17 protein-coding genes and 2 pseudogenes are annotated in these 22,836 nt (G+C 70.8%); 11 read left to right on the top strand and 8 right to left on the bottom strand.

Annotated features, from left to right (window positions below; all coding sequences use genetic code 11):
• The first annotated feature begins 209 nt into the window (after window positions 1–209).
• Entirely contained in the window at window positions 210–1,142 is a 933-nt protein-coding gene (locus tag ACIRVK_RS10500) for a zinc-binding alcohol dehydrogenase family protein (protein WP_404245560.1), read from the top strand.
• A gap of 110 nt (window positions 1,143–1,252) precedes the next feature.
• Here ACIRVK_RS10500 and ACIRVK_RS10495 read toward each other — a convergent pair whose 3' ends face one another.
• The 7 genes from ACIRVK_RS10495 to ACIRVK_RS10465 form a co-directional block, all read right to left on the bottom strand.
• Entirely contained in the window at window positions 1,253–2,461 is a 1,209-nt protein-coding gene (locus ACIRVK_RS10495; RefSeq protein ID WP_404245230.1) for a metallophosphoesterase, read from the bottom strand.
• Between the two features lie 114 nt (window positions 2,462–2,575).
• Complete coding sequence (locus ACIRVK_RS10490) at window positions 2,576–3,481, bottom strand: amidohydrolase family protein (protein WP_404245228.1); 906 nt, start codon at window positions 3,479–3,481, stop codon at window positions 2,576–2,578.
• A gap of 28 nt (window positions 3,482–3,509) precedes the next feature.
• Entirely contained in the window at window positions 3,510–3,857 is a 348-nt protein-coding gene (locus ACIRVK_RS10485; RefSeq protein WP_404245226.1) for an L-rhamnose mutarotase, read from the bottom strand.
• Complete coding sequence (locus ACIRVK_RS10480; protein WP_404245224.1) at window positions 3,854–5,872, bottom strand: hypothetical protein; 2,019 nt, start codon at window positions 5,870–5,872, stop codon at window positions 3,854–3,856. The genes ACIRVK_RS10485 and ACIRVK_RS10480 overlap by 4 nt, the downstream gene beginning before the upstream one ends.
• Window positions 5,873–5,880: 8 nt before the next feature.
• Entirely contained in the window at window positions 5,881–6,777 is an 897-nt protein-coding gene (locus tag ACIRVK_RS10475) for a carbohydrate ABC transporter permease (protein WP_404245222.1), read from the bottom strand.
• 58 nt (window positions 6,778–6,835) lie between these two features.
• Window positions 6,836–7,750, bottom strand: a complete 915-nt coding sequence (locus tag ACIRVK_RS10470; RefSeq protein WP_404245220.1) for a carbohydrate ABC transporter permease — start codon at window positions 7,748–7,750, stop codon at window positions 6,836–6,838.
• Window positions 7,747–9,084 carry an ABC transporter substrate-binding protein gene (locus ACIRVK_RS10465; protein ID WP_404245218.1) on the bottom strand — a complete coding sequence of 446 codons (1,338 nt, stop codon included), beginning with the start codon at window positions 9,082–9,084 and terminating at the stop codon, window positions 7,747–7,749. The genes ACIRVK_RS10470 and ACIRVK_RS10465 overlap by 4 nt, the downstream gene beginning before the upstream one ends.
• 308 nt (window positions 9,085–9,392) lie before the next feature.
• Between ACIRVK_RS10465 and ACIRVK_RS10460 the strand changes: the two genes are divergently transcribed.
• The 9 genes and pseudogenes from ACIRVK_RS10460 to ACIRVK_RS10420 form a co-directional block, all read left to right on the top strand.
• Window positions 9,393–10,154 carry a FadR/GntR family transcriptional regulator gene (locus ACIRVK_RS10460; protein ID WP_404245216.1) on the top strand — a complete coding sequence of 254 codons (762 nt, stop codon included), beginning with the start codon at window positions 9,393–9,395 and terminating at the stop codon, window positions 10,152–10,154.
• A gap of 152 nt (window positions 10,155–10,306) precedes the next feature.
• On the top strand, window positions 10,307–12,454 hold the full coding sequence (locus tag ACIRVK_RS10455; protein ID WP_404245214.1) for a beta-galactosidase: 2,148 nt from the start codon (window positions 10,307–10,309) through the stop codon (window positions 12,452–12,454).
• Window positions 12,455–12,942: 488 nt separating this feature from the next.
• Window positions 12,943–14,286: an alpha/beta hydrolase family protein gene (locus ACIRVK_RS10450; protein WP_404245212.1), complete on the top strand. Its 1,344-nt coding sequence runs from the start codon at window positions 12,943–12,945 to the stop codon at window positions 14,284–14,286.
• A 352-nt stretch (window positions 14,287–14,638) separates the two neighbouring features.
• Window positions 14,639–16,852: a HAMP domain-containing protein gene (locus tag ACIRVK_RS10445; protein ID WP_404245210.1), complete on the top strand. Its 2,214-nt coding sequence runs from the start codon at window positions 14,639–14,641 to the stop codon at window positions 16,850–16,852.
• Window positions 16,853–16,867: 15 nt separating this feature from the next.
• On the top strand, window positions 16,868–18,352 hold the full coding sequence (gene pgsB, locus ACIRVK_RS10440) for a poly-gamma-glutamate synthase PgsB (protein ID WP_404245208.1): 1,485 nt from the start codon (window positions 16,868–16,870) through the stop codon (window positions 18,350–18,352).
• On the top strand, window positions 18,349–18,831 hold the full coding sequence (locus tag ACIRVK_RS10435) for a poly-gamma-glutamate biosynthesis protein PgsC/CapC (RefSeq protein WP_404245206.1): 483 nt from the start codon (window positions 18,349–18,351) through the stop codon (window positions 18,829–18,831). Before pgsB ends, ACIRVK_RS10435 begins: the two co-directional genes overlap by 4 nt.
• A gap of 43 nt (window positions 18,832–18,874) precedes the next feature.
• On the top strand, window positions 18,875–19,960 hold the full coding sequence (locus tag ACIRVK_RS10430; RefSeq protein WP_404245204.1) for an NlpC/P60 family protein: 1,086 nt from the start codon (window positions 18,875–18,877) through the stop codon (window positions 19,958–19,960).
• Between the two features lie 56 nt (window positions 19,961–20,016).
• Window positions 20,017–21,978, top strand: a complete 1,962-nt coding sequence (locus ACIRVK_RS10425) for an ArnT family glycosyltransferase (RefSeq protein WP_404245202.1) — start codon at window positions 20,017–20,019, stop codon at window positions 21,976–21,978.
• Between the two features lie 26 nt (window positions 21,979–22,004).
• A pseudogene (locus ACIRVK_RS10420) lies at window positions 22,005–22,286 on the top strand (acyl-CoA dehydrogenase family protein); the annotation flags it as partial.
• Between the two features lie 4 nt (window positions 22,287–22,290).
• Here ACIRVK_RS10420 and ACIRVK_RS10415 read toward each other — a convergent pair.
• Window positions 22,291–22,566, bottom strand: a pseudogene (locus ACIRVK_RS10415) (winged helix-turn-helix transcriptional regulator); the annotation flags it as partial.
• A gap of 10 nt (window positions 22,567–22,576) precedes the next feature.
• Between ACIRVK_RS10415 and ACIRVK_RS10410 the strand changes: the two are divergent.
• Entirely contained in the window at window positions 22,577–22,813 is a 237-nt protein-coding gene (locus ACIRVK_RS10410) for an ester cyclase (RefSeq protein ID WP_404245200.1), read from the top strand.
• Window positions 22,814–22,836: the final 23 nt, after the last annotated feature.

Genomic DNA, 22,836 nt, shown 5'->3' with positions numbered 1-22,836 from the left:
GTCGTGGGTTGCCGGCCGGGCGCAGCCTGGCCGGTAGTGCCTACATGTGCGGGAGGCCCGGTGTTTTCTGAGCGTACGAGCGTCGGGTTGGATGTGCATGCCCGCAGCGTGGTCCCCGGGGTGTGCAGCACGACTCACGGCGGGCTTCGGCACTTGGGGAATCACGGAACCCGAGACACGTGTTGTCGAGGAGTATGAGCGAAGCAGTGGTGGCGAGCGCGTACGGCGGCCCCGAGGTCCTGTCGGTGATCGAGGTCGACGTCCCGGAACCCGGCCCCGGCGAGGTGCGGGTCGCGGTCCGCGCCGCGGGCGTCAATCCCTTCGACTACAAGGTCTACAGCGGTGCCTTCGGGGCCGACCCGGCTCGGCTGCCGCTGCGGCTCGGCGGCGAGGCCGCCGGCGTCGTGACCGCGGTGGGCGCCGGAGCGACCGGCCCCGCGGGCCCCGTCGAGGTCGGCGACGAGGTGATCGTCCATCGAGCGCCGGGCGCGTACGTCTCCGACCTCGTCGTACCGGCGTCGGCGGTGGTGCCGAAGCCCGCCGAACTGTCCTGGGAGGAGGCCGGCGGACTGATGGCCGCCGGAGCCACCGCTGTGCACGTCCTCGAGGCGATCGGCCTGGGCAAGGGCGACACCGTGCTGATCCACGGCGCCGCCGGGGGAGTCGGCCTGGTGGCCGTGCAACTGGCGGTGGCCCGCGGCGCCACCGTTGTGGGAACGGCGAGCGAGGCCAAACACGAACTCCTGCGCGACCTGGGCGCGGTCCCGATCACCTACGGTCCCGGCCTGGCCGATCGGGTACGAGCCGCGGCGCCCGAGGGCATCGACGCGGCGGCGGACCTGGTGGGCACGGACGAGGCGGTGGACGTCTCGGTGGACCTCGTGGCGGACCGCGCCCGCATCGCCACCATCGCCGGATTCGAGCGCGGCGCCAGGGCCGGCATCAAACTCCTCGGCGGCTCGCCCGGCGCCGACCCCGGTACGCAGATCCGCGCCGCCGCCCGTCTGGAACTCACCGCGGCCGCCGAAGCAGGGCGACTGCGCATCCTGGTCGCCGGCAGCTACCCGCTGCGGGAAGCGGCCGCAGCACATCGGGAGATCATGTCCGGCCACACCACCGGCAAGATCGTCCTGGTCCCGTAGCCTCAGGAGACCTGACTCAGTCCGCGGCGTCCCCCGGCCCGCACCCCGCCCAGGCCCTCGGTGATTTCCGCGCGCCGCAACGCCCAGGTGATGCGAGGGTCCTCACGCTGTCACAGGTGCCCGGAGCGGAGCACGAGCAGAGTGATCTCGCTGGGGGCGAAGACACGGAACGGCGGCCCCCAGAAGCCCGTGCCGCGGCTGGTGTACAGAAGGGTCCGGGGGCCGTGGCTGCTGAGACCGGCCAGGACCGGCTGGTCGATGCGGACCAGGTGGTGGAAGGGCCAGATCTGGCCGCCGTGGGTGTGGCCCGAGAGCTGTAGGTCGACGCCGGCGGCCGCCGCCCGGTCGACGAACTTGGGCTGGTGTGCCAGGAGCAGGACCGGCAGGTCGGGGTCGGCGCCGTTCAGGGCTCCGGCGAGGTGGGCGCGGTGGCCTGCCAGGCCGGAGGACTCGGCGGTGACGTCGTCGACGCCGGCGACCACGAGGGTGTCGCCGCCGCGTTCGAGCAGCAGGTGGCGGTTGCGCAGCGGCTCCCAGCCCAGCTCGTCCATCAGGTCGACCCACCCCTGGGCCTCGCTGTAGTACTCGTGGTTGCCGGTGACGTACACCCGGGCCCGGGTGGCCCGCACGGTACCGAGGGGCAGGGCCTGCGCGCGCCGGCGCTCGGCGGTGCCGTCCGCGATGTCGCCGGTGTGGCAGACCAGGTCGGCCTCCAGGGCGTTCACCGTCTCGCACACCCGTGCCGACCAGCGGGCGCGGTCGAGCGGGCCGTAGTGGGTGTCGGTGATGAGGACGACGCGGAGGCCGTCCAACCCGGCACCCAACCGCGGCAGTCGCACGTCGAGCCGGCGCACGCGAGGCACGCGGCGAGCCTCGGCGGACCCCCAGGTGAGCAGTGCGGCGGTCACGCCGAGGACGGCCCAGGTGACGATGCGGGCCCGGTCCTGGCTCCCGCCGACGCCGGCCAGGGTCAGGGCGAGTCGCAGGAGGACGCCGAGCAGGACGGACCACGTGAACAGGATCCAGCTGGTGCCCAGCAGGGTGTCACCGACGATCGCCGCGCGGTCCTGCTGGCGTCGGCCGTGACCGCGCATCATCGCGAGCGGCATACCGGCGAGGCCGAGGACGAACACCGCGGTGCCGGCCAGCGTGACGGGCAGCGGCCAGTGCTGGCCGCCGTACAGGAGCACCCAGCAGGGCACGGTCCACAGCAGGACGGGGGCGATCAAGGGGATGTACCGCATCAGCCGGTGCAGTGGGCTCGGCCGCGCCGCCTGCGCCTCACCCTCGGCGGGCCGGGTGTCGCTGGTGTCGGTCACGCTTGCCTCCCTGACCAGGCTGCCGTGACGGGCACTGTATCCCGCCCCGGGTTTCGACGGCGGGTGACCCCAGCCGATCGCCACTTCACCGGGCCCTGGTGGTGTGCTCGGTGGTCACGGGGCAGGGTCTCGTCGACGCGGACCGGAGTGTGCGGGGGCAAGGCCGTAGAACGCGGTCGCGGTGCCGGCGAGGAGCGCGTCGACATCGCTCACGCTCCAGCCGGTGAGCAGTTCGTCCACGGTCGCGGCCCAACGGTTCCAGCCCCCCGCCAGGTTGGCGACCGGCCAGTCCGAGCCGAACATCAGCCGGTCGGGGCCGAAGGCGGAGAGCAGCACGTCCCAGACCGGCCGGATGTCGGCGGTGGTCCAGTGGGTGTGGTCGGCCTCGGTGATCAGTCCGGAGACCTTGCACACCACGTGCGGGTGTACGGCCAGCAGCCGCATCCCGCGTTCCCAGTCCGCGAGGTCCTGCCGGGCGATGTCCGGCTTGCCCGCGTGGTCGAGGACCTGGGGCAGGTCGGGGAAGCGTTCCGCGAGCCGGATCGCCTGGTCGAGCTGGTGGTCGCGTACGAGCACGTCGTAGCCCAGCCCGCGGTCCCTGATCGCCCTCAACCCACGTTCCACATCGGGGCGTTGCAGCCAGTTCGGATCCGTCTCGCTCTGCACGAGGTGTCGCAGGGAGCGCAGGAGTCCACCACCCGGGCCGGCGATCAACTGGTCGAGCTGGTCACCGATCGCCGGGGAGGTCAGGTCGGCCCAGCCGACCACGGCCTGGATCAGCGGCTCCCGTTCCGCGAGCGCGAGCAGGTCCTCGGTCTCGGCGATCTCGGCGATGCACTGCACGACGACCGTGCCGTGCAGCCGTCGGCCCGCGATGGGGCGGGTGGCAGTGGAGCGCAGGTCCTCGGGGGCGAAGGTGCGGCGGATGGATGCCACGTCGGGGTCGTCGAGCCAGGGTTGCGGCCGGTGGGAGAGGTCCCACAGATGATGGTGGGCGTCGACGAGTACGGGTGCGTTCACAGGGGGTTCCCAGTCGGTGCGGGCCGGGTCAGGCGGTGGTGTCGTCGCCGGGCGGGCTCAGGTGCCAGATCTCGCGGAGCTCGCTCCACTGGCGGCCCTCGCCCCGGTCGGGCCAGGGTTCCTGGCACGGGTCGGTGAGCTTCCACCACCGCTGGGTCTCCGGGTCGGCCTCGATGGTCGCCATGTCCGCCTCGAAATCCCCGCCGTGGTACTCCATGTAGGCGAACAGCACGTCACCGTGGAGGAAGATGCTGTAGTTGCGGATGTTCGCCCGGTGCAGCGCGGCCTCGACGCCGGGCCACACGGCGGAGTGGAGCCGCAGGTACTCCTCGCGGTGTTCGGGGCGGAGCCTGATGGTCTGGGCGATACGCTTCACGCCGATTCCCCTGTCGTGTCGGTGGAGTTGGCCTGCTCTGCGGCGGTGTCGAACGGCGAGCGGTAGCTGGGTGTTCGGGTGCGCAGCTCCAGTCGCAGGGTGAGCCGGATGCGGGTGGAGGCGGGCAGACGGACCGTCAGAAAGGGACCGTCAACCGGGACTTCGTCATGCGAGACCACCGGCTCGGTGTGGCCGTAGTCGTACATGTCGCCGATCCAGCCCGCGTCCTCGCAGGTCGTGTACCGGACGCCGGTGATCGTGTGCTCGGCGAACGCGCCCGCCTGGACGACGACCGTGCGGTCGGTGCCGGGGGAGAGGTTGACCAGTTCGACGGTGGTCGCCTCGGGGTCGATGGAGGTGACCAGGGCGGCGACCTTTGCCGGGAGGCCGGCGCGGCGGGCCTCGGCGTCGTGGTAGCGCAGGCGCGCCTGCTGCAGTCCGCCGTTGTACAGCACCTGCGGGCCGCCCCAGGTCAGGTGCACCAGGGCCTCCGTGGCCACCGGGTTGCACTGCTGCCACACGTGGATGTCCGCCTCGGGCACGTCCAGGTCGCGGTACCGGTCGATGCGCCGCAGGCGGTGCCGGACCTGGGCCTGGGCGGCCGCGAGGATCCGCTCCGGGTAGCCGGGGTCGTCGCCGGCGAGGAAGGCGAACCACGCCTTCTCGTGGCCGGACTCCTCCTTGGCGCGGAAGGGCCGTACGGTCCGCCAGTCGATGCCGTCGGCCTCGCGCAGCCGCTCCAGTCGGGCCCGGTCGGCCTCTGCGGAGGTGTGGTGCCACAGCGCCACCGGTACGGGAGAGGTGGGCGGGTTGTAGTCGAACCAGCCCGAGTCGTTGTGCCGGAACGGCAGGTGGAGGGTGGGTGTGTGCCGGTCGGGGCCGAGTTCCGCGACCCACTTCGAGGGCAGGCTCGAGTCCGCCTCCGTGTTGGGCATGACCTTGCCGCGGTCGATGAGGGCGTCGAGCGAGGTCGCGACCATGGAGAGGTAGTCGTCGTCCCCGGTGACCGTCGCCGCCGCGAGCGCAGCCACACAGGCCGCGTGACCGACGCTGTGCCAGCCGTGCGGCCAGGACCAGCCGTAGTGGCCGCCGTACCAGCGGCCCTCCAGCAGGCTGCCGACGACCCCGTCCGGGCCGACGTTGTCCGGGATCAGGCCGCCCTGTTCGCGGGTGCGCTGGCGCCAGGCGCCGACGTACTCGACGATCCAGTCCCGGTAGCGCTCCTCGCCGGACAGGATCCAGGCGTTGAGGACCAGTCCGGCGGCGGCGAGGTTGAGCGCGGTGTCGCCGACGCCCATCCGGTCGCGCATCTGGTCGCCCAGGCGCGGGTCCGCCGAGAGCGGGAAGGGGCCGCCCTCGGCCTCGGGGATCCAGTCCAGCGGGAAGCCGTAGGTCTCGGCCTCCTTGAGCAGCCAGGGGTAGACGTCGCCGTCGAAGAGGCCGGTGCGCTCGGGGTCGCTGCCGTTGTGCGGGCGGGTGATGATGCGCCGCTCGGGGTCGTAGTTGCCCTTGGCGGGGTCGACGTACAACTCGGCGAAACGCAGGGCGCGTTCGGCCCAGCGGTCCGGGGCGGCCATGCACAGGAAGTAGAGCAGCAGCAGGCTCTCGCCCTGGTGGAACCAGTCGTAGCCGCGCTCGAACTCGTCGCGCAGCATGTCCAGTTCGGCCAGCTGCCGGGTGACTCCCTCCCAGTGCTTCTCGCTCGCGGGCAGGAGGTCGTCGGCGCCGCCGAGGAGGTAGAGCTGGGGCCAGTTGAAGAAGACCTCGTAGAAGTCGTCGACTCCGTCGCGGCTGGTCAGCCTGCCGTTGTAGTTCAGGCGTCCGTCGGGGCCCGTGAAGGCGTGCTCGAAGCGGCGCCAGGCGTGGTCGAGCAGGTCGAACAGGGCGCGTTGGGCCACGGCCCAGCCGGGTGGTTCGAGCAACGGGACCGTGGCCCGGACCTCGGGTGCGGCGGCGGGCCGGTCGGCGGCCGGGGTGTCGTCCTCGAACGCGTCGGGGTGAGGGCTGAAGTGCATGAGAGCGGTCACTCCTTGGTGGCGCCGGCGAGCATCCCGCCGACCAGGAAGCGCTGGGCGAACAGGAACACGACGAGTACCGGCGTGATGGCGACCAGCGTCGCCAGGGCCAGTTGCGGGCGTTGGATCGCGAGGTCGCCGGCGGTCGGGTTGAACGACGGCACATTGCTGAGCAGGCTGCCGACGCCCACCTGGATCGGCATCTGGCCGCTCTCGGGGAGCATCACGTACGGCAGGAAGTAGTTGGTCCAGTTGGCGACGAAGCTGAAGAACCCGACGAGCGCGATGACGGGGGTCGCCAGCGGCAGCGCCACATGGCGGAAGACACCGAACTCGGAGCAGCCGTCCATCCGCGCCGCGGCCAGCAGATCCCTGGGCACGGCGGTGGTGAAGTAGATGTACGTCAGGTACACCCCGAACGGGTAGAACGAGTACGGCAGGATGATCGACCACATCGTGCCGATCAGGTGCACCGCGTTGATCTCCAGGAACAGCGGCACCACCAGGGTGGCGTTCGGCATCAGCATCACGACCAGGGTCGCGATCAGCAGCGCGTGCCGGCCGCGGAACTCGGTCATCGCCAGCGCGTACCCGGCCGGTATGGCCAGGCAGAGCGTGATGACCAGGGAGATCGCCGCGTAGAGGGCGGAGATGCGCAGCCACATCAGGAGGGCGTCGTCCTGGAAGGCGGTGAGCGCGTGCCAGTTGGCCGTCAGCGCGTGCCACGACCCGAAGGACAGGGGGTTGCCGTGGACCAACTGCTCGTCGGTCTTGGTCGCCGCGAGCAGCAGCCACAGCACCGGCAGCACGAAGAACGCCACGAACACGGTGAGCACGGAACCCGCCAGCAGCCGGGACGCCGTCTGCCGCGGGGGCCGGCCGCGCCGCTGTCGGGTTCGGCCCATGACCTTGGCTTTCCCTTCGGTGCGTGGCGTGGCGGCGAGGGGAGCGGGGCGGCGTGTGTCAGTCGGCATCGAAGAACCCCGATCGTGCGACGAAGACACCGGCGACCGACACGCTGACGACCAGGAGTTCCACCGAGACCGCGGCGGCGCCGTTGATGTTGTTCATCTGGAAGGCGAAGTCGTACGTCAGCTGGTTGAGCGAGTAGTCGCGGCCCGCCACGCCCAAGCTGGCCAGGGAGAGCAGCTGCGGCTCGACGAAGAGCTGTGCGCCGCCCGCGAACGCCAGGATCACCATGTACACGATCCACTTGCGGAGCATGGGGATCTGCACCCGCCAGGCGGTCTGCCAGCCGTTCGCGCCGTCGATGCGGGCGGCCTCCATGACGTCCTTGGGGATGTTGTTGAGCGCGCCGTACATGACGACGATCCAGCCGCCCGCGCCGGTCCAGAACGCGATGATCGTGAACAGCAGCGCCAGGTTGCCGGGGGCGATGACCTCGCCGAAGGTGTGGAATCCGAGCGCCCCCAGCAGAGAGCTGACCGGGCTGACCGTCGGGTCGAGCATGAACAGCCACACCAGGACGCTCGCGGCGCCGGCGAGCGCTCCGGGGATGTAGTAGAGGAAGCGCAGCGCCTGGCCGACCGGCCCGGAGGACAGCCGGTGCAGGAGCAGCGCCAGGACCACCACGAACACCACGAGCGACAGGAGCCAGAAGACCAGGTACAGGGCCACATGGCCCAGCGAGTCGACGAACCGGAAGTCCCGTGCCGTGGTGACGAAGTTGGAGAAGCCGGTGAAGGCGCCCCCGGCGTCGGTGAACGCGAAGTAGATCGCGTAACAGGTCGGAAGGACGCCGAAGGCGATCAGCAGCAGCACGTAGCCGGCGACGAATGCCACGCCGGCCCGGCTCTGGCGGGAGGTGCCGCGACGGCGCCCCCGGACAGAGCCGGCCGAGGAGTGGGTGAGCGTCACTGGGAGACCTGGTATCCGTCGGACTTGGCGTACTTGACGATGGAGTCCTGCCAGGCGGGCAACAGGGACTCGATGGTCTTGCCCTGTGTCAGGCCGGGCTTGACGGTGGCGGCCCAGATCGCCTCCTGGCTGAACTGGCCCGAGCCCCAGTCGGGCCACACCTGCGAGGAGGCGTTCTTGAGGGCGGTGAGGTCCCCGGCGAAGTACCCGGAGGCGGCCTGCGCCTTCAGCCAGTTGTCGGCGGCGGGCGCGTACGCCGGGAAGCCGGGGGCCTTCTCGCCCTGGTAGGCGTTGTCGGTGGTGACCCACTTCAGGAAGTCGGTGGCCGCCTTGATGTGGGTGGAGTGCTTGGACAGCAGCCAGGTGCCGCCGCCGACGTTGCCGGTGGACTGTGCGGTGTCCCCCTGCCACTGCGGGACGGGCGCCACCGCGATCTGCTTGGCCGGGGTCTTGAGCCCGCCCTCGAAGACCGCGCCGCCGTACCACGCCGGGCCCGGCATGAGCAGGACCTTGTGGGCCTCGTTCTTGGCGAAGTCGGTGCTGAAGACGCCGCTGATCGACATCGACTTGTTCTTGATCAGTACGTCCATCAGCTTGGCCATCTTGGTGCAGGCCTCGCTGGTGGTGTTGACCGACACGGCCTTGGGGCCGGTGATGTGGTTGGCGCCGCACTTGCTCGCCCACAGGTAGATCTCGGGGGTGAAGGTGTCACCCGCGTCGCCCACGAGGTAGCCGGGGTGCTCCTTGGCGACCTTCTCGCCGAGCGCCTGGTACTGCTCCCAGGTCGTCGGCACGGTGTAGCCGAACTGCTTCAGCAGCGGCGCGTTGTACCAGAGCACCACCTGGGAGAGGTCGTTGCGCAGGCAGTAGAGGGTCCCGCCGACCGTGCAGACGTCGTTGGCCCCCTTGGCGAACCCGGCGAGGGTCGCGTCCGGGATCAGGCCCTTGTTCAGCGGGGCCGCGAAACCCGCGTCGACCGCCCAGCTCGTCTCGTTGTTCTGGGAGCTGAAGACGACGTCCGGCCAGCCCTTGCCCGTGCGGTTGAACAACTGGACCTTGGTCTGGAGGTAGTTGGACCCGTTGGCGTCACCGTCGTAGCTGACGATGTGCAGCTTCACGCCCGGGTGCAGCGCCTGGTACTGCTTCGCGGCGGCCAGGCGGGTGGCGTCCACCCAGACGGTCAGCGCGCCGTTGTCCTGAGCGGCTGTGCCGCCACCGCCGCTGCCACAGGCGGCCACGGCGAACAGCACGGTGGCGGCACAGCCGGCCAGCAACGCGGCACGTTTCCTGCCGGTCCGTGTCTCCCGATGGCCCGAAGGCTTGTAGACGGACATGAGCGACTCCACTGGGTCTACAACGAGGCGGCTTGGCGGCTCTGTCGTACCACCGCGGAAGAAATTAGCCGCCATATCAAAGAGGGAGTCAAGGGGTGTGTACGGCTTTTCTGAGGTTCGGCGCACAGGTCAAGGTGACCATGACGAGGTATTAACCGGGGCGTATACCTACTAGACGCCTAAATTGGCCGCACGGTCACGATCGAGGATGCCTCCAGATAAGTACGACTCATTTCATGCTGGGGTACGATGAGCGCGGCTTCAGGTCTCATCAGTCACCGTCGTTCAGTCCCCCGGAGGCAGCACACATGAAGGACACGCCCGCCGTGGCATCGGTGGTGAACGGCGCGGATGAGCGGCGCGACTACCGGCCCGGGTACGAGGTCGTGGCGGAGCGGATTCTCGAGTTCATCGCCGAGGCGCGTCTGGTCCCCGGCGACCGGATGCCCACCGAGAACGACCTCGCCCAGCAGCTGAACACGAGCCGAGCGGTGGTCCGCGAAGCCGTGAAGATCCTCTCGGCGCTGGGTCGGGTGCGGGCGCACAGGGGACGCGGACTGTTCGTCGCGGACGACGACGGCATGCTGATCAGCAGCCGCTGGGGCGGCTTCTTCCGGCCCGTGGACCTCGATCACGTGCTCATGCTGTTCGAGTTCCGCAGGGTTCAGGAGATGGCCGCCGCCAGGCTCGCCGCCACCCGGGCCACGCCCGCCGAACTGCGCGCCGTCGAGGTCGCCATGCAGCAGTGCCGGCACGGATACGCCCACGGCGACGTCGACGTCTTCAACAAGGGGGACGACGACTTCCACGCCGCGGTGGCCGCGGCCTCGCACAACACCTTCCTCGGCAGCGCGGTGCGTGACGCCCGCCGGTTGCAGCGGCAGTCCAGCGCGATCGGCATCCACGACAGCCTGGGCGAGGGCACCGCGGCCGCGGTCGAGGAACACGAGGCGATCTACCGCGCCATCCGCGACGGCCGGCCCGACGAGGCCGCCGAGGCCACGGCCGTCCACCTCGACAGGACGCTCGAGGACTACCGGCGGGAGATCCAGCGGCGCCTGTTCGGATGACCTGCGGACCGGTGGGGCCGTACATCGGCACGGCCCCACCCGTCACGGCCGGGACTCGCGCGAGGTTGCCCCTCTGTGTCGGACGCTTGACGGGTGCCTTCTGACTGCGTAGACATGTCAGCGCAGTCAAGCGACTCCTCGGAGGTTCCCCCATGGCGGTTCCGCCCGCCCGCGTCCTGTTCGGTGCCGCGTACTACCACGAGTACACGCCCGCGTACGATCCCGAACTGCGGCCCGCCGAACGGCTGAAGACCGACCTGGACCTGATGGCCGGGGCGAACTTCACCGTGATCCGGGTCGGTGAGTCGGTCTGGTCCACCTGGGAGCCCGAGAACGGCCGCTTCGACCTCGACTGGCTCCAGCCGGTCCTGGACGGCGCCCACGAACGCGGCATCTCCGTCATCATCGGCACCCCGACCTACGCGGTGCCGCCGTGGCTGGCCCGCCAGTACCCGGAGATCGCGGGAGAGCGGCGTACAGGCGACCGCCTCGCCTGGGGCGCACGGCAGGAGGTGGACTTCACCCACCCGGCGTTCCGCTTCCACGCCGAGCGGGTCATCCGGAAGATCGTCGCCCGGTACGCCGACCATCCGGCGGTCATCGGCTGGCAGGTCGACAACGAACCCGGCCTGCACCTCTTCCACAACCGCGGTGTCTTTCAGCGCTTCGCCGACCACCTGCGCCACACGTACGGCGACGTCGAGACCCTCAACCGGGAGTGGGGCCTGGTCTACTGGTCGCACCGGCTCTCCGACTGGTCCGACCTGTGGTCCCCGGACGGCAACGAACAGCCGCAGTACGACGTCGCCTGGCGGGAGTTCCAGGCCCGGCAGGTCACCGAGTTCATCGGCTGGCAGGCCGACATCGTCCGCGAGTACGCCCGCCCCGAACACTTCGTCACCACCTGCATCTCCTACACCCGACAGGGAGTTGCGGACGACGAACTGTCCGCGCGCCTCGACATCGCCTCCGGCAACCCGTACTACGACATGCAGGACGGCCTCCTGCTGCCCGACCCGACTCCGGACGAGCACGAGCAGGCCTGGAAGACCACCGGCCTCTGGTCCATGTACCAGACGGCGGACTGGATGTTCTCCTCCCGGCAGGAGCCCTTCCTGGTCACCGAGACCAACGCGAACTCCATCGGCTACGCCTGGGACAACCGGCCCGGCTACGACGGCCAGTGGCGCCAGACCGCGTGGGCGCACGTGGCCCGGGGCGCGCGGATGATCGAGTACTGGCAGTGGCAGACCCTGCGCTTCGGCGCCGAGACCTACTGGGGCGGTGTCCTGCCGCACAGCGGGCGGCCCGGCCGCACCTACGCCGAAATCGCGCGCCTGGGCGCCGAGTTCGAGACGGCCGGTCCACTCGTCGCCGGGCTCGAGCCGGACGCCGACATCACCATGGTCTACTCGATGCCGAGCAAGTGGCTGATGCAGAAGTACCCGCCGCTGGCCAAGCCCAACGGTGAACCGGACCCCGCCGCCTACCACCGCATCTTCGACCCCTTCTACCGGGGCGCCTTCGACGCGGGCCGGCAGGTGCGGATCGTGCACGTCGCCCAACTGGTCCAGGGCACGGCACCGGAGGAGGCCGCCCGCCGCCACCCGGTGCTGGTCGTGCCGGCGCTGTACATCGCCACCGACGCCGCTCTCGACTGGCTCGCCGCCTACGCCCACGCGGGCGGCCACCTCGTCCTGGGCCCCCGCACCGGATACGCCGACCACGAGGCCCGCGCCCGGATCGACAGGGCCCCCGGGCGTCTCGCCGAGGCCGCGGGGGTGCACTACGACGAGTTCAGCAACCTGGCGCGGGCCGTACCGGTCCGCGGTGTGGACGGCGCCCCGCTCCAGGTGCCCGCCGACGCGACGGCGACGCACTGGCTCGAGTGCCTCACCCCGGTCGACGCCGAGACGCTGGCCTCCTACGAGCATCCGCACTTCGGGCGCTGGCCCGCCGTCACCACCCGTCAGCACGGGGCCGGCCGTGTCACCTGCGTGGGCACGGTCCCCGGCCGTGACCTCGCCCGGTCACTGGCCGCCTGGATCGCACCCGACCCGCGCGGCGGTTGGCGGGACCTGCCCGAGCCCGTGACCGTCACGACCGGGACCTCGCCGGACGGACGTCACGTCCACGTCGTCCACAACTGGAGCTGGGAGCCGATGCGAGTCCCGGCCCCGGTGCACCTGTCCGACGTCCTCGGCGGCGACGACGTACCGGCCGGCGCGGAGGTGCACCTGGGCCCGTGGGACGTCCGCGTTCTCGTCGCCGAGCAGCACGCCACCACCCCGGACGCCTGAGCGGCGGCCGTGACCCCCTCCTCCGGCGGCACTACCACCCGCAAACACGGTTCTGACGCGTGCTACGGCAACCTGACGGCCATGCCCGCCAGATGACCGGTCCCGCGTGACCACAGACCGTGCGCTGGTGGAACCGGCCGCCCTGCATGATGTGGGTGATCCGGCCATCTAGGCGCGGCGCACGCCCTGCTGTACGACCTGCTCGCGTGTCGTGGCGCCCGGCCGACTACGTCAGGATCAGCTCCAGGTTCACCACGCTCGGGACGGTCACTTCGGGAGTCGCCATGGTAGGACAGGCACGGGTGACCACGGGGAAGGGCGGCTGAGATCCTGGCCGCAGATCGGCATGAGGTGCGTCAAAGCGCCCGTGCCGTACGTGAGGTCACCCCCGCGGTACCCCGGGCGCGTGATTCCGCCCGTCGCCGCAGCGATACGGTATGCGGCAGTCGATCGCGCGTTCTGTGATCGCTGACCACCAAGGGGGTTCCATGAAACACCGCCGCCCGCGACCCCGTCGTAGAGCCATCGCCAGAGCGGTCGGCTCGGCGGGTGCGCTGGCCGTCGCGCTCGGTGTGGGGGTGACGCCGGCCATGGCTGCCGGGAAGACGTCCGACTCGCCCACGGCCACCGGGTTCTCGCCCGACGAGCCGAAGCCCACGACGGACTGGGCGCCCGAGAACGACGAGGGGCCGCTGGCCCAGAAGTCGGTGCACCCGGAGGCGTTCACGTCGAACCGCAGGGCCGCGTCCGCTCTGCAGCTCAACATGCCCGCGCCGACCGGGCCCAACAGCGTGGGCATGGTCGGCCTGCACCTCGTCGACCCGTCCCGTACGGATCCGTATGTGGGCGGCAAGCGCGAGGTGATGGTCTCGCTCTGGTACCCGGCCACCGCCACGTCCGGGCACTACCAGGCGCCGTGGATGCCGTCGATATCCGGCGACCACTACCTCACCACGCACGGGATGTCGCCGCAGCAGGTCACCCTGGCGACGACGGCGGGACATGTCCTCGCCCCGGTGAAGACCTCGCTCGGCAAGCTGCCCGTTCTGCTGTACTCGACCGGGCTGCACTCGGACCGCGCGCAGGGCACGGCGCTCGCCCAGGATCTCGCGAGCCGCGGTTACCTCGTCGTCACCGTCGACCACACCCACGACGCCAACGAGGTGCAGTTCCCCGGCAACCGGCTCGAGCTCAACGCGATGCCGCCGGGCACCCGCTCCGCCGACACGCTGAAGGTGCGCGCGGCCGACATCAAGTTCGTCATCAACCAGCTCGGCAAGATCAGCAGTGGGGGCAATCCGGACGCCGGCCACGCGACGCTGCCCGCCGGGCTGTCGAAGTCGGTGGACATGTCCCGTATCGGCATGTTCGGCTGGTCGCTGGGCGGTGGGGCGGTTCCCACCGCCATGCAGCTCGACAAGCGCATCGCCGCCGGTGCCGACCTGGACGGCCAGTTCTTCGGTTCGGCGCCGACCAAGGACCTGGACCGCCCCTTCATGCTCTTCAGCTCGGGCACCCACAACCGCAACAACGACGCTTCGTGGCGCACGATGTGGTCGCATCTGAAGGGGTACCGGGTCGACATCAAGCTCCGTGGCGCGGCGCACCTGTCGTTCTGCGACCAGGAGTGGATGGTGCCGCAGGAGGCGGCGCTGCTCGGCCTCTCCCAGGCCGAGATCCAGCAGCAGTACGGCACGATCGACCCGAACCGGGCGGTCGAGGTCCAGCGCGTCTATCTCGCCGCCTTCTTCGACCAGACGCTCCGGCACAAGCACAGCACCTTGCTCGACGGGCCCTCCGCCAAGTACCCGGAGATCTCGTTCGTCCGCTGAGCGGAGAGCGGACCGGACGGTCAACCATGCGTTCGAAGGACCGGGCCCGCTCGCGGGTCCGTCCTTCCTCGCCCCGGGACGGCGGCAGGCATGTTTCGCCGCCGTCCGGTGATCCCATGAATTCGAATTAACGCGTACGTCACATGAGGCGAGAATGTGATGGTTGTGTGACAGGTGGGAGCTAGAATGTTTGCTCTCTCGAACATTTGGGCGCTCGGCGCCAGTTGAGGAAGGATCCGTTCCCCTGCCCTCCGCACCCCGGGCGCCGCGCCGTCACCGGATTCGTCGCCGTGCCGATATGCCGATGCTTGGCGGAGTGCGACCGCCTATAGCCTCACTTGTCATACTTCTCGTGGTGGTCGCCGCCCTGACCGTGATCGGTCTGACCGGCGTCCGTGCCGCTCCCGTACCTCAGGCCGTACTGAACGGGGAGCAGCAGATCGCCGCGGACACCGCGCACTCGCTGCGCACCGCGATCGACACCGAGGCGAGCACGGTCCGCCGTACGGCGAGCGCGTACCCGGCGACGAGCACGTCGACCCCCGTGGTCACGCTCAAGGCGCTGACCTCCGCCAGGAAGGCGGTCCTCGGCAGTGCGCTGCTCGACCGGCGCTCCGGCAGACTGCTGGCGACCGGCGGCCGTACCGTGCCGCTGGCCGGGGTGGACGCCGCGAGGACGGCGCCCACGTCCAGGGCCGTCCCGCCCCGGCTGGTGACCTCGGGCGGCGCACCCCAACTGCTGTACTACGCCCGGGTCACGCTGCCCGCGCAGCAGGAGGACCCCAACCAGGACTACCAGACCCCGAACCGGCCCGCGCGGCAGTGGCTGCTGGTGGTCTCCGAGGCCCTTCCCACCCTCACGGCGTACGGCGACGGACGTACCGCCGAAGTCCTGGACGCCGGCGGCACGGCGCTCGCCACCGCGGTGCACGGCAAGGCGTCACCGGGCGGAGCCGACAGCGGCCTGCCCGCGGCGGCGACCCGCGCGGCGCACGGAGCCGGGACGGGCACCGACGCCTCCGGAAGCCTGCTGGGCGCCACCACCGCCGACCGGCACACCGTGGCCGGCTGGGCCCAGGTGGCCTCGACGACCGGTCCGGGCGACACCGACCATCTCGGTCTGGTCGTGCTCACCTCCCGCGCGGTCGCCGCCACGACCACCACCGCCGACTACTCGCGCTTCGCGCTCAAGGCAGCCGGAGCCCTGGCCGCGGTGGCGCTGGCGCTCGCGCTGGCCCTGTTCTTCTCCGTGCAGCGGCCCCTGCTGCGGCTGTACCTCTCCGCCGGCCGCGTAGCCCGGGGCGCGACCCAGGACTGGCCGACCGCGTCGGCCGAGCTGTCCCGGCCGGTGCCGGTGCACGGCTTCGGGGAACTGGCCCGAATCGGGCGGGCCCTGGACTCGCTGCGCCGGCAACTGCTCGGCGAGAGCGGCCCGGAGGACTTCCCGGCCCGGCGCGGACCGGGCTACCGGGCGCTGGCCGTGCTCGGCGTGCTGGTGCTGGCCTGCTGGGCGGTACCGATGGTCTTCCTGCTGAACCGGGTGGACAGCGTGACCGCGGTTCCGGCTCCGGTCATCGCCGACCAGCAGGCGCGCACCGAGATCGCGACGGGCCGGATCCGGCAGTCCCTCAACCAGTCGTACACCGACCTCACCGCCGCGGCCGCGAGCCTGCCCGGCAGGACCCGGGCCGCCCAGACCGCGGTGCTGCGGCGTGCCCTCGCCGACCACAAGCAGTACCGCTCGCTGTATCTCCTGGACCGCTCGGGCGGCATCACGCTGCGGGTGGGCGGCACACCGCTGCGCACCCGCGTCCACGTGCCCGACGGCGGCGGGATCACCACCGTCAACACCTCGGGCCGGATCCCGGTGATCGCGGGCTACGCCCAGGTCCGGGCCGTCAAGGGCAGGGCGAAGGCCGCCGGGGTGGTCCTGTTCGGCGAGATCGACGTGAAGAGGCTCAACTCCATCCTGCCCAGGCCGAAGCTGGGCAGCGTCTGGGTGACGGACGCGAAGGAGAGGGTGCTGGCGGCCAGCGTGGGCTACCAGGCCTTCCAGTCGCTGCCCAACTCGGGCCTGACCCGTCTCGTCCGCTCCACCCAGAACGCCCCGGGGACCGCGGGCACCGCGACCTCGGAGGTGCACGTCAGCTCCTCCGGTCTCTCGGTCGACGCCGCCGCACCGCTGGCGCAGAGCGGCCCGACCGCCCGCCTGGGCTGGCACGTGGTGACCGCGGAGCCCGCGGCGGCGCTCCAGATCCCCGCGGTGCAGGCCGAGCAGCGCACCATGCTCGCCGGCATCCTGGGCTTCTCCGTGGGCGTGGCCTGCCTGGGCTGGCTGCATGTCGTGGTGGTCCGGCCGCTGCGCGCGGTCGCCGTTCTCGGTGAGCGGCTGGCCGGCGGAGACCGCCGTACCGTGCTGCATCCGGTCAACCACGACGAGATCGGATCGGTCACCCGCAGTCTGGAGCTGATCCGCCAGGCCTTGGCGGAACGCGACCGGGCGTCCAGATCCACTCACGCCGCCAGGCCCTCGCGGCCCGTGCGTGAGAACAGCCTCCAGCGGTAGAAGGACGGAATCGGCATGCTCTTCCTCTATGTCATCGTCCTGCTGTGCTCCGCCGGACTGTGGATCGCCGGCATCCTGGAGCAGCGGCGGCACTTCGCCTCGCTGGAGCAGATACCGACGCGGGTGCTGGTCAACGGCATCCGCGGCAAGAGTTCGATCACCCGGCTGTGCGCGGGCGCGCTGCGCGGCGGCGGCCTGGTCACGGTGGCGAAGACCACCGGCACGGCGGCCCGGTTCATCCATCCGGACGCCACCGAGGAGCCGGTGTACCGGAAGTTCGGAATATCCAACATCGTCGAGCAGATCGGCATCGTGCGGCGCGCTGCGACCTACCGGCCGGACGCGCTGGTCATCGAGTGCATGGCGGTGATGCCGGCGCTGCAGGAGACCAATCAGGAGAAGCTGATCCGTTCCACGATCGGAGTGCTGTGCAACGTCCGCGAGGACCATCTGGAGGAGATGGGGCCGACGCTGGACGACGTCGCACGCTCGCTCTCCCGCTCGATGCCGGTGGGCGGGGTGTGCGTGACGGCGGAGAAGGACCGGCTGCACATCCTCCAGGAGGAGGCCGACAAACGGAACTGCCGTCTGATCGCGGTTGATCCGGAGTCCGTGACCGACGACGAACTGCGCGGTTTCAGCTGGTTCACCTTCAAGGAGAACGTGGCGATCGCGCTCGCCGTCGCCGAACTGCTCGGCGTGGAGCGGCACACCGCGATGCAGGGCATGTGGGACGCGCCGCCCGACCCGGGCGTGCTGTCGGTGGAGCGCTACCTCACCCCCGAGGGCAAGAAGCTGCGGTTCGCCAACGTCTTCGCGGCCAACGACCCCGAGTCGACGCTGATGAACGTGAAGCAGCTGGAGGATCTGGGCGCGATCAGGCGGCCGATCAACGTGGTCATCAACTGCCGCCCGGACCGGGTGGAGCGCAACGGCCAGATGGGCGCCATCGTCCCGGACCTCGCCGCCGAGACCGTGTTCCTGATCGGCCACCCGACCAGAAGCGCCCGCGACGCGATTCCCGCCGACTACACCGGGCGGGTGGTGGATCTCGGCGGTGACCGCCGGGACCCCGAGGAGCTGACCGCGGCCATGCTCGCGGAACTCGGCCCCGCCTCCTCGCTGGTGGCGATCGGTAACATCCACGGTCAGGGCGAGCTGTTCCTGGAATGCCTCGCCGAGCTGCCGCTGGACGAGTCCGAGGACCCGCTGGACGCCGTTCCCGGCGGCGACGGCCTGGACCAGGAGACGATGCAGATCGCCCTGCCCCGTCCGCGCGTCTCGGTGGCCAGGCCGCCCGAGCCGGAGCCGTACAGCTGGGTGGCACCGCTGGAGACGCCGACGTACGCCCTGCGCATCCCCGAACAACGCGAACTCGCCCGCCGGTTCGCCGCCCGCCACGGCCGGCCCGACGAGCGGAGCACCGCGGACGACCCGCACCACTCCCACGACGACCGGTACCACTCCTACGAGCCGCCCCAGTCCACGAGGAACCCGTGATCCCCGCCAACCTCACCGCACAGACCGCCGCACTCGGGATCGCCCTCGGGCTGGTCTTCTCGCTCGTCTGCTACCTGACCACCAACCTTTCCCCCGGAGGGATGATCACCCCGGGCTGGATCGCCCTCACACTCGTCACCGACGTGCGGATGGCCGGGCTGATGGTCGTCGTGGCGGCGGGCACGTACTTCATGACGAAGCTGCTGCAGCGCACGGTGATCCTCTACGGCAAGCGGTTGTTCGCCGCCGTGGTGCTGTGCGCGGTGGTGATGCAGACCACCGTGATGCTCGCCCTCAACCACGAGTTCCCGCTGCTCTACACGTCACAGACCCTTGGTTTCATCGTCCCCGGGCTGGTCTCCTACCAGATGGTCCGGCAGCCCATGGCGGCCACGGTCATCTCGACCACGGCGGTGACGCTGGCCACGTACGTGGTGCTGATCTCCGGCCTGTTGATGGGCGCCCTGCCCGTCGGCTGACCCGCCCACCCCCTCTCATCCCACCCGTCCAGGAGGATCGGCCATGCACTCCCAACCCGTCGGCAGACGCGGCGGCCCGACCCGCCGCAACGTGCTAGGAACGATCGCGGGCGTCGCGGTCGCCGGGGTGGCGGGCGGGTACGCCTGGGACCACCTCCGCCAGGGCGGCGACAACAACGGCGCCACGGCCGCCGACGGAGCGGGCACCGGCCCGAGCGCGCGGGCCACCGGCGCCCACACCTTCGAGCGGCTGTCCGCCCCCGCCCGCACCGTGGTCCGCGCCGCCGACGGCGGCACGCTCGCCACGTTCACCGACGGGGCCCGTACGGCCGTCCTCACCGGGCCCACCCGCACCTTCAGCGAGCCGCGGACCACCCAGGCCAAAGTGACCACGGACGCCTGGGTACGGGTGCTGCCGCACGAGTGGCAGCGGGGCATGGAGAAGTCCGCCTCGTTCAAGCGCTGGTTCGACAAGGCGCTCGGCGACACCAGCCCGGACGTCTTCGCGGTGGCGTTCCAGTACAGCAGCGCCGGCGCGCCCGACAAGCACAACGCCCGCGGCGTGCGCTACGCGGGCACCGCACACTTCGGCCCACGCAACGCCGCGGTCAACAACCCGCTGGACTTCGCCTACCACGCCGAACAGTCCGACTTCTACGACTATCTGGGCCTGCCCTGGACCTTCCCGGACGGCACACGCGTGCAGCCGGAGAAGGCCCGCTACGGCGACGCCGACTGCTCCGGCTTCCAGCGGCTGGTGTGGGGCTACCGGATGGGCATTCCCCTGCACAACACCAACACCAAGGGCGCGGGCCTGCCGCGCCGCGCGTACGCCATCGCCGCCGACGGTCCAGGCCGTGTGGTGATCCCGCACACCGGCAAGCAGCAGGCCATCGACCTGAGCGCCCTGCAACCCGGCGATCTGGTCTTCTTCGCCATCATCAAGAACCGGCCGGACTTCATCGACCACTGCGGCATGTACATGGGCCTCGACGACCAGGGCCGCCACCGCTTCTACTCCAGCCGCTCCGCCGCCAACGGTCCGACCATGGGCGACATGTCGGGCCACGCGCTGCTGGACGGCACCGACTTCTACGCCCGCGGTTTCCGGGCCGCCCGCCGCCTGTGATCCCGCCGCCCGCGCACCACCGCCTCACCTGACCTGCCGATCCGAGGACCACTGCCATGACCGCCATCCCCGCCGTCCGGCCCACCGGAGCACACCGAGGCCGCCGGCAGCCCGGCCGCCGCTCCGGCCTGCCGGAAGACGCCCCGCGCTGGGAGCGCCCGGCGCTCGCCGCGGTGCTGGTCGTCGCCACGGTCCTGTACGCCTGGGGCATCGGCAACGCCGCACTCCACCCCTTCTACGGCGCGGCGATACGGTCGATGTCCGAGAGCTGGCGCGCCTTCTTCTTCGGCGGGCTCGACGCGAGCGGTTCCATCACCATCGACAAGCTGCCCGGCGCCTTCTGGCCGGACGCGGTCTCCGTCTGGCTCTTCGGCCCGCACAACTGGGCGGCCGCGCTTCCGCAGGTCGTCGAGGGCGTGCTCACCGTATGGCTGCTGCACCGCATCGTACGAGCCTGGGCCGGTCCGTTCGCCGCCCTGATCGCCGCGCTGACGCTCACCCTCACCCCGATCACCGTGGCGCTCAACCGTGCCACCATCCCGGACACCGCGCTCACCCTGCTCCTGGTGGCGGCCGCGGGAGCGCTCCAGAAGGCGGTGCGCACCGAGCGGCTGCTCCCGCTGATCACCTGCGGCATCTGGGTCGGACTCGCCTTCCAGACGAAGATGCTGCAGGCATGGCTGGTGTTGCCGGTCTTCGCCGCGGTCTACCAACTCGCCGCGCCCGGCACCCGGTTGAACCGGGCCCTGCGCGTCCTGCTGGCCGGTGCGGTCGCCCTGGCGGTCTCCTGCTCCTGGGTGCTGATCGCCTGGGTGACGCCGGCCGCGAGCCGCCCCTATCTCGACGGCACGTCCAACAACGATCCGTTCGCACTGGTCTTCGGCTACAACGGCCTGAGCCGCTTCAGCAGCGACGCCACCGCCTTCGGTGCAGTCGCGGGCACCGCCGCCAGCCGCACCACCGGCAACACCGGCTGGAACATGCTGATCAACCACACCGTCGGCCCGCAGATCGCCTGGTTCCTGCCGCTCGCCGTGCTCGCGACGGTCCTGGGCGTCCTCTGGCGCACCGGACAACCGCGAACCGACCCGCTGCGCACGGGTTTCGTGCTGTGGGGCGGCTGGCTGGCCGTACACGCCCTGGTGTTCAGCACCTCCAACGGCAACCACGCCTACTACACGGCCGTCATCGCCCCGGCGCTCGCCGCGCTGACCGGCGGCGGGCTCGCGCTCTTCCGAGCGGAGTACGAGGCGCGGTACGAGCCCAAGCCGGAGGCGCAGTACGCACCGCCCGCGGAGGCCGAGCAAGCGGCGGCCGGCCGGCGGCACCTGGCGCTGCCGGTGGCGATCGGGCTGACGGCGGTATGGGCGCTGGTGCTCGACTGGCCGACCCGGTTCGTCTCCTGGCTGCTGCCGGTCGCGGTGATGCTCGCGCTGTGCGGCGTGGTGGGCCTGTGGAGCCGCGGGCCGCGCACCTCCCCGCGGATGGTCCACGCCGCCGTCGCCGGCGGAATCGCGGCCACCCTCGTGGTACCGGCCGGCTGGGCCCTCTCCGGCCTCGACCCGCTCTACGCGGGCGCCGTCACCTCGCCGATGGCAGGTCCTGTCGGCAGCTCGTACTCCCAGCACCCCCACCACGCTCCGCGCAGGAGAGGGCTCGGTCAGCCCAACGCCCGCGACACCGCCCTGCTCGGCTACCTCACCGCCCACCGCCACGGCGAGAAGTACCTGGTCGCCACCCAGGCCGCCTACACCGCCGAGCCCCTCCTGCGCGCGAAGTCCGAGCCCATCCTCGTCATGGGCGGCTTCACCGGCAGTACGCCCTTCCCCAGCGTCCAGCAACTCGGCGGCCTCGTCGCCACCCGCCAACTGCGCTATGCGCTCCTCACCAGCCAGCGCCCGACCACTCCCGCCACCACCTGGGTGAAGTCCCACTGCAACCGCATCCGTCCCGCGGCCTACGGACGCCCCACCGGCGGCAGCTTCGTCCTCTACGACTGCGATCCCAAGCGGAACTGACGCGAGACCGTCATCCGTCGGCGAGCGCTTGCCTGAACGAGGCCCGCTTCGGCATCCTCTTCGGCGCGGTCGGCGCCGCCCGCGACTCTCTCCAGACGGCCATCGAGTACGCCGACTCCCGGGTGCAGTTCGGCAGGCCGATCAGTGCCTTCCGGCTCACGCAGCGGAAGCTCGCCGACATGAGCGTGTCCCTGGGCAACGCGGCCCTGCTGGCCCTGCACCTGGGCCGCCTCAAGGACCAGGGCCGCATCCGCCCCGAGCAGATCAGCGTCGGCAAGCCCAACAACGTCCGCGAGGCCCTCGCCATCACCGTTCGGTCAGTTCGTAGTCGACGCGTGGCGGCACGGTCGGGTAGGCGGTCCGGCTGACGAGGCCGTCGCGGACCAGCGCGCGCAACGTCAGGGTCAGCATCCGCTGGCTGATCCCGTCGATCTCCCGGTGGAGTTCGTTGAAGCGGTGGGTGCGCTGTCCGAGCCGCACGACGACCAGAGCGCTCCACTTGTCGCCGACCCGGTCGAGGACCTCACGGATCGGACAGTCCTTGTCGAGAGGGTCGCCCACAGGCACATCGCTGTACGTGGCTGACATTGTCCCAACCATGAGTCGAAAGACAGGCACAACCGTGTCCACCGAGAACAAGGAGCTGGTCGTCCGCTTCTACAACGAGCTGTTCGCCAACGGCGATCTCGACGTCATCGGCAAGTACGTCGGGGACGAGTACATCCAGCACAACCCCTGGGCCCCCAACGGCACCGAAGCGCTGCGCGGCTTCGTGACCGGCTTCAGGAGCCGCTACCCGGACCTGCAGTACGACGTGGCGAGCACCGGGACGTGATCCAGGACGTCCCGGACAGCACG

This window comes from Streptomyces sp. NPDC101152 (assembly GCF_044768275.1).
In the GTDB taxonomy this organism is placed as follows: domain Bacteria; phylum Actinomycetota; class Actinomycetes; order Streptomycetales; family Streptomycetaceae; genus Streptomyces.
This window is presented reverse-complemented; position numbering and strand designations above follow the sequence as displayed.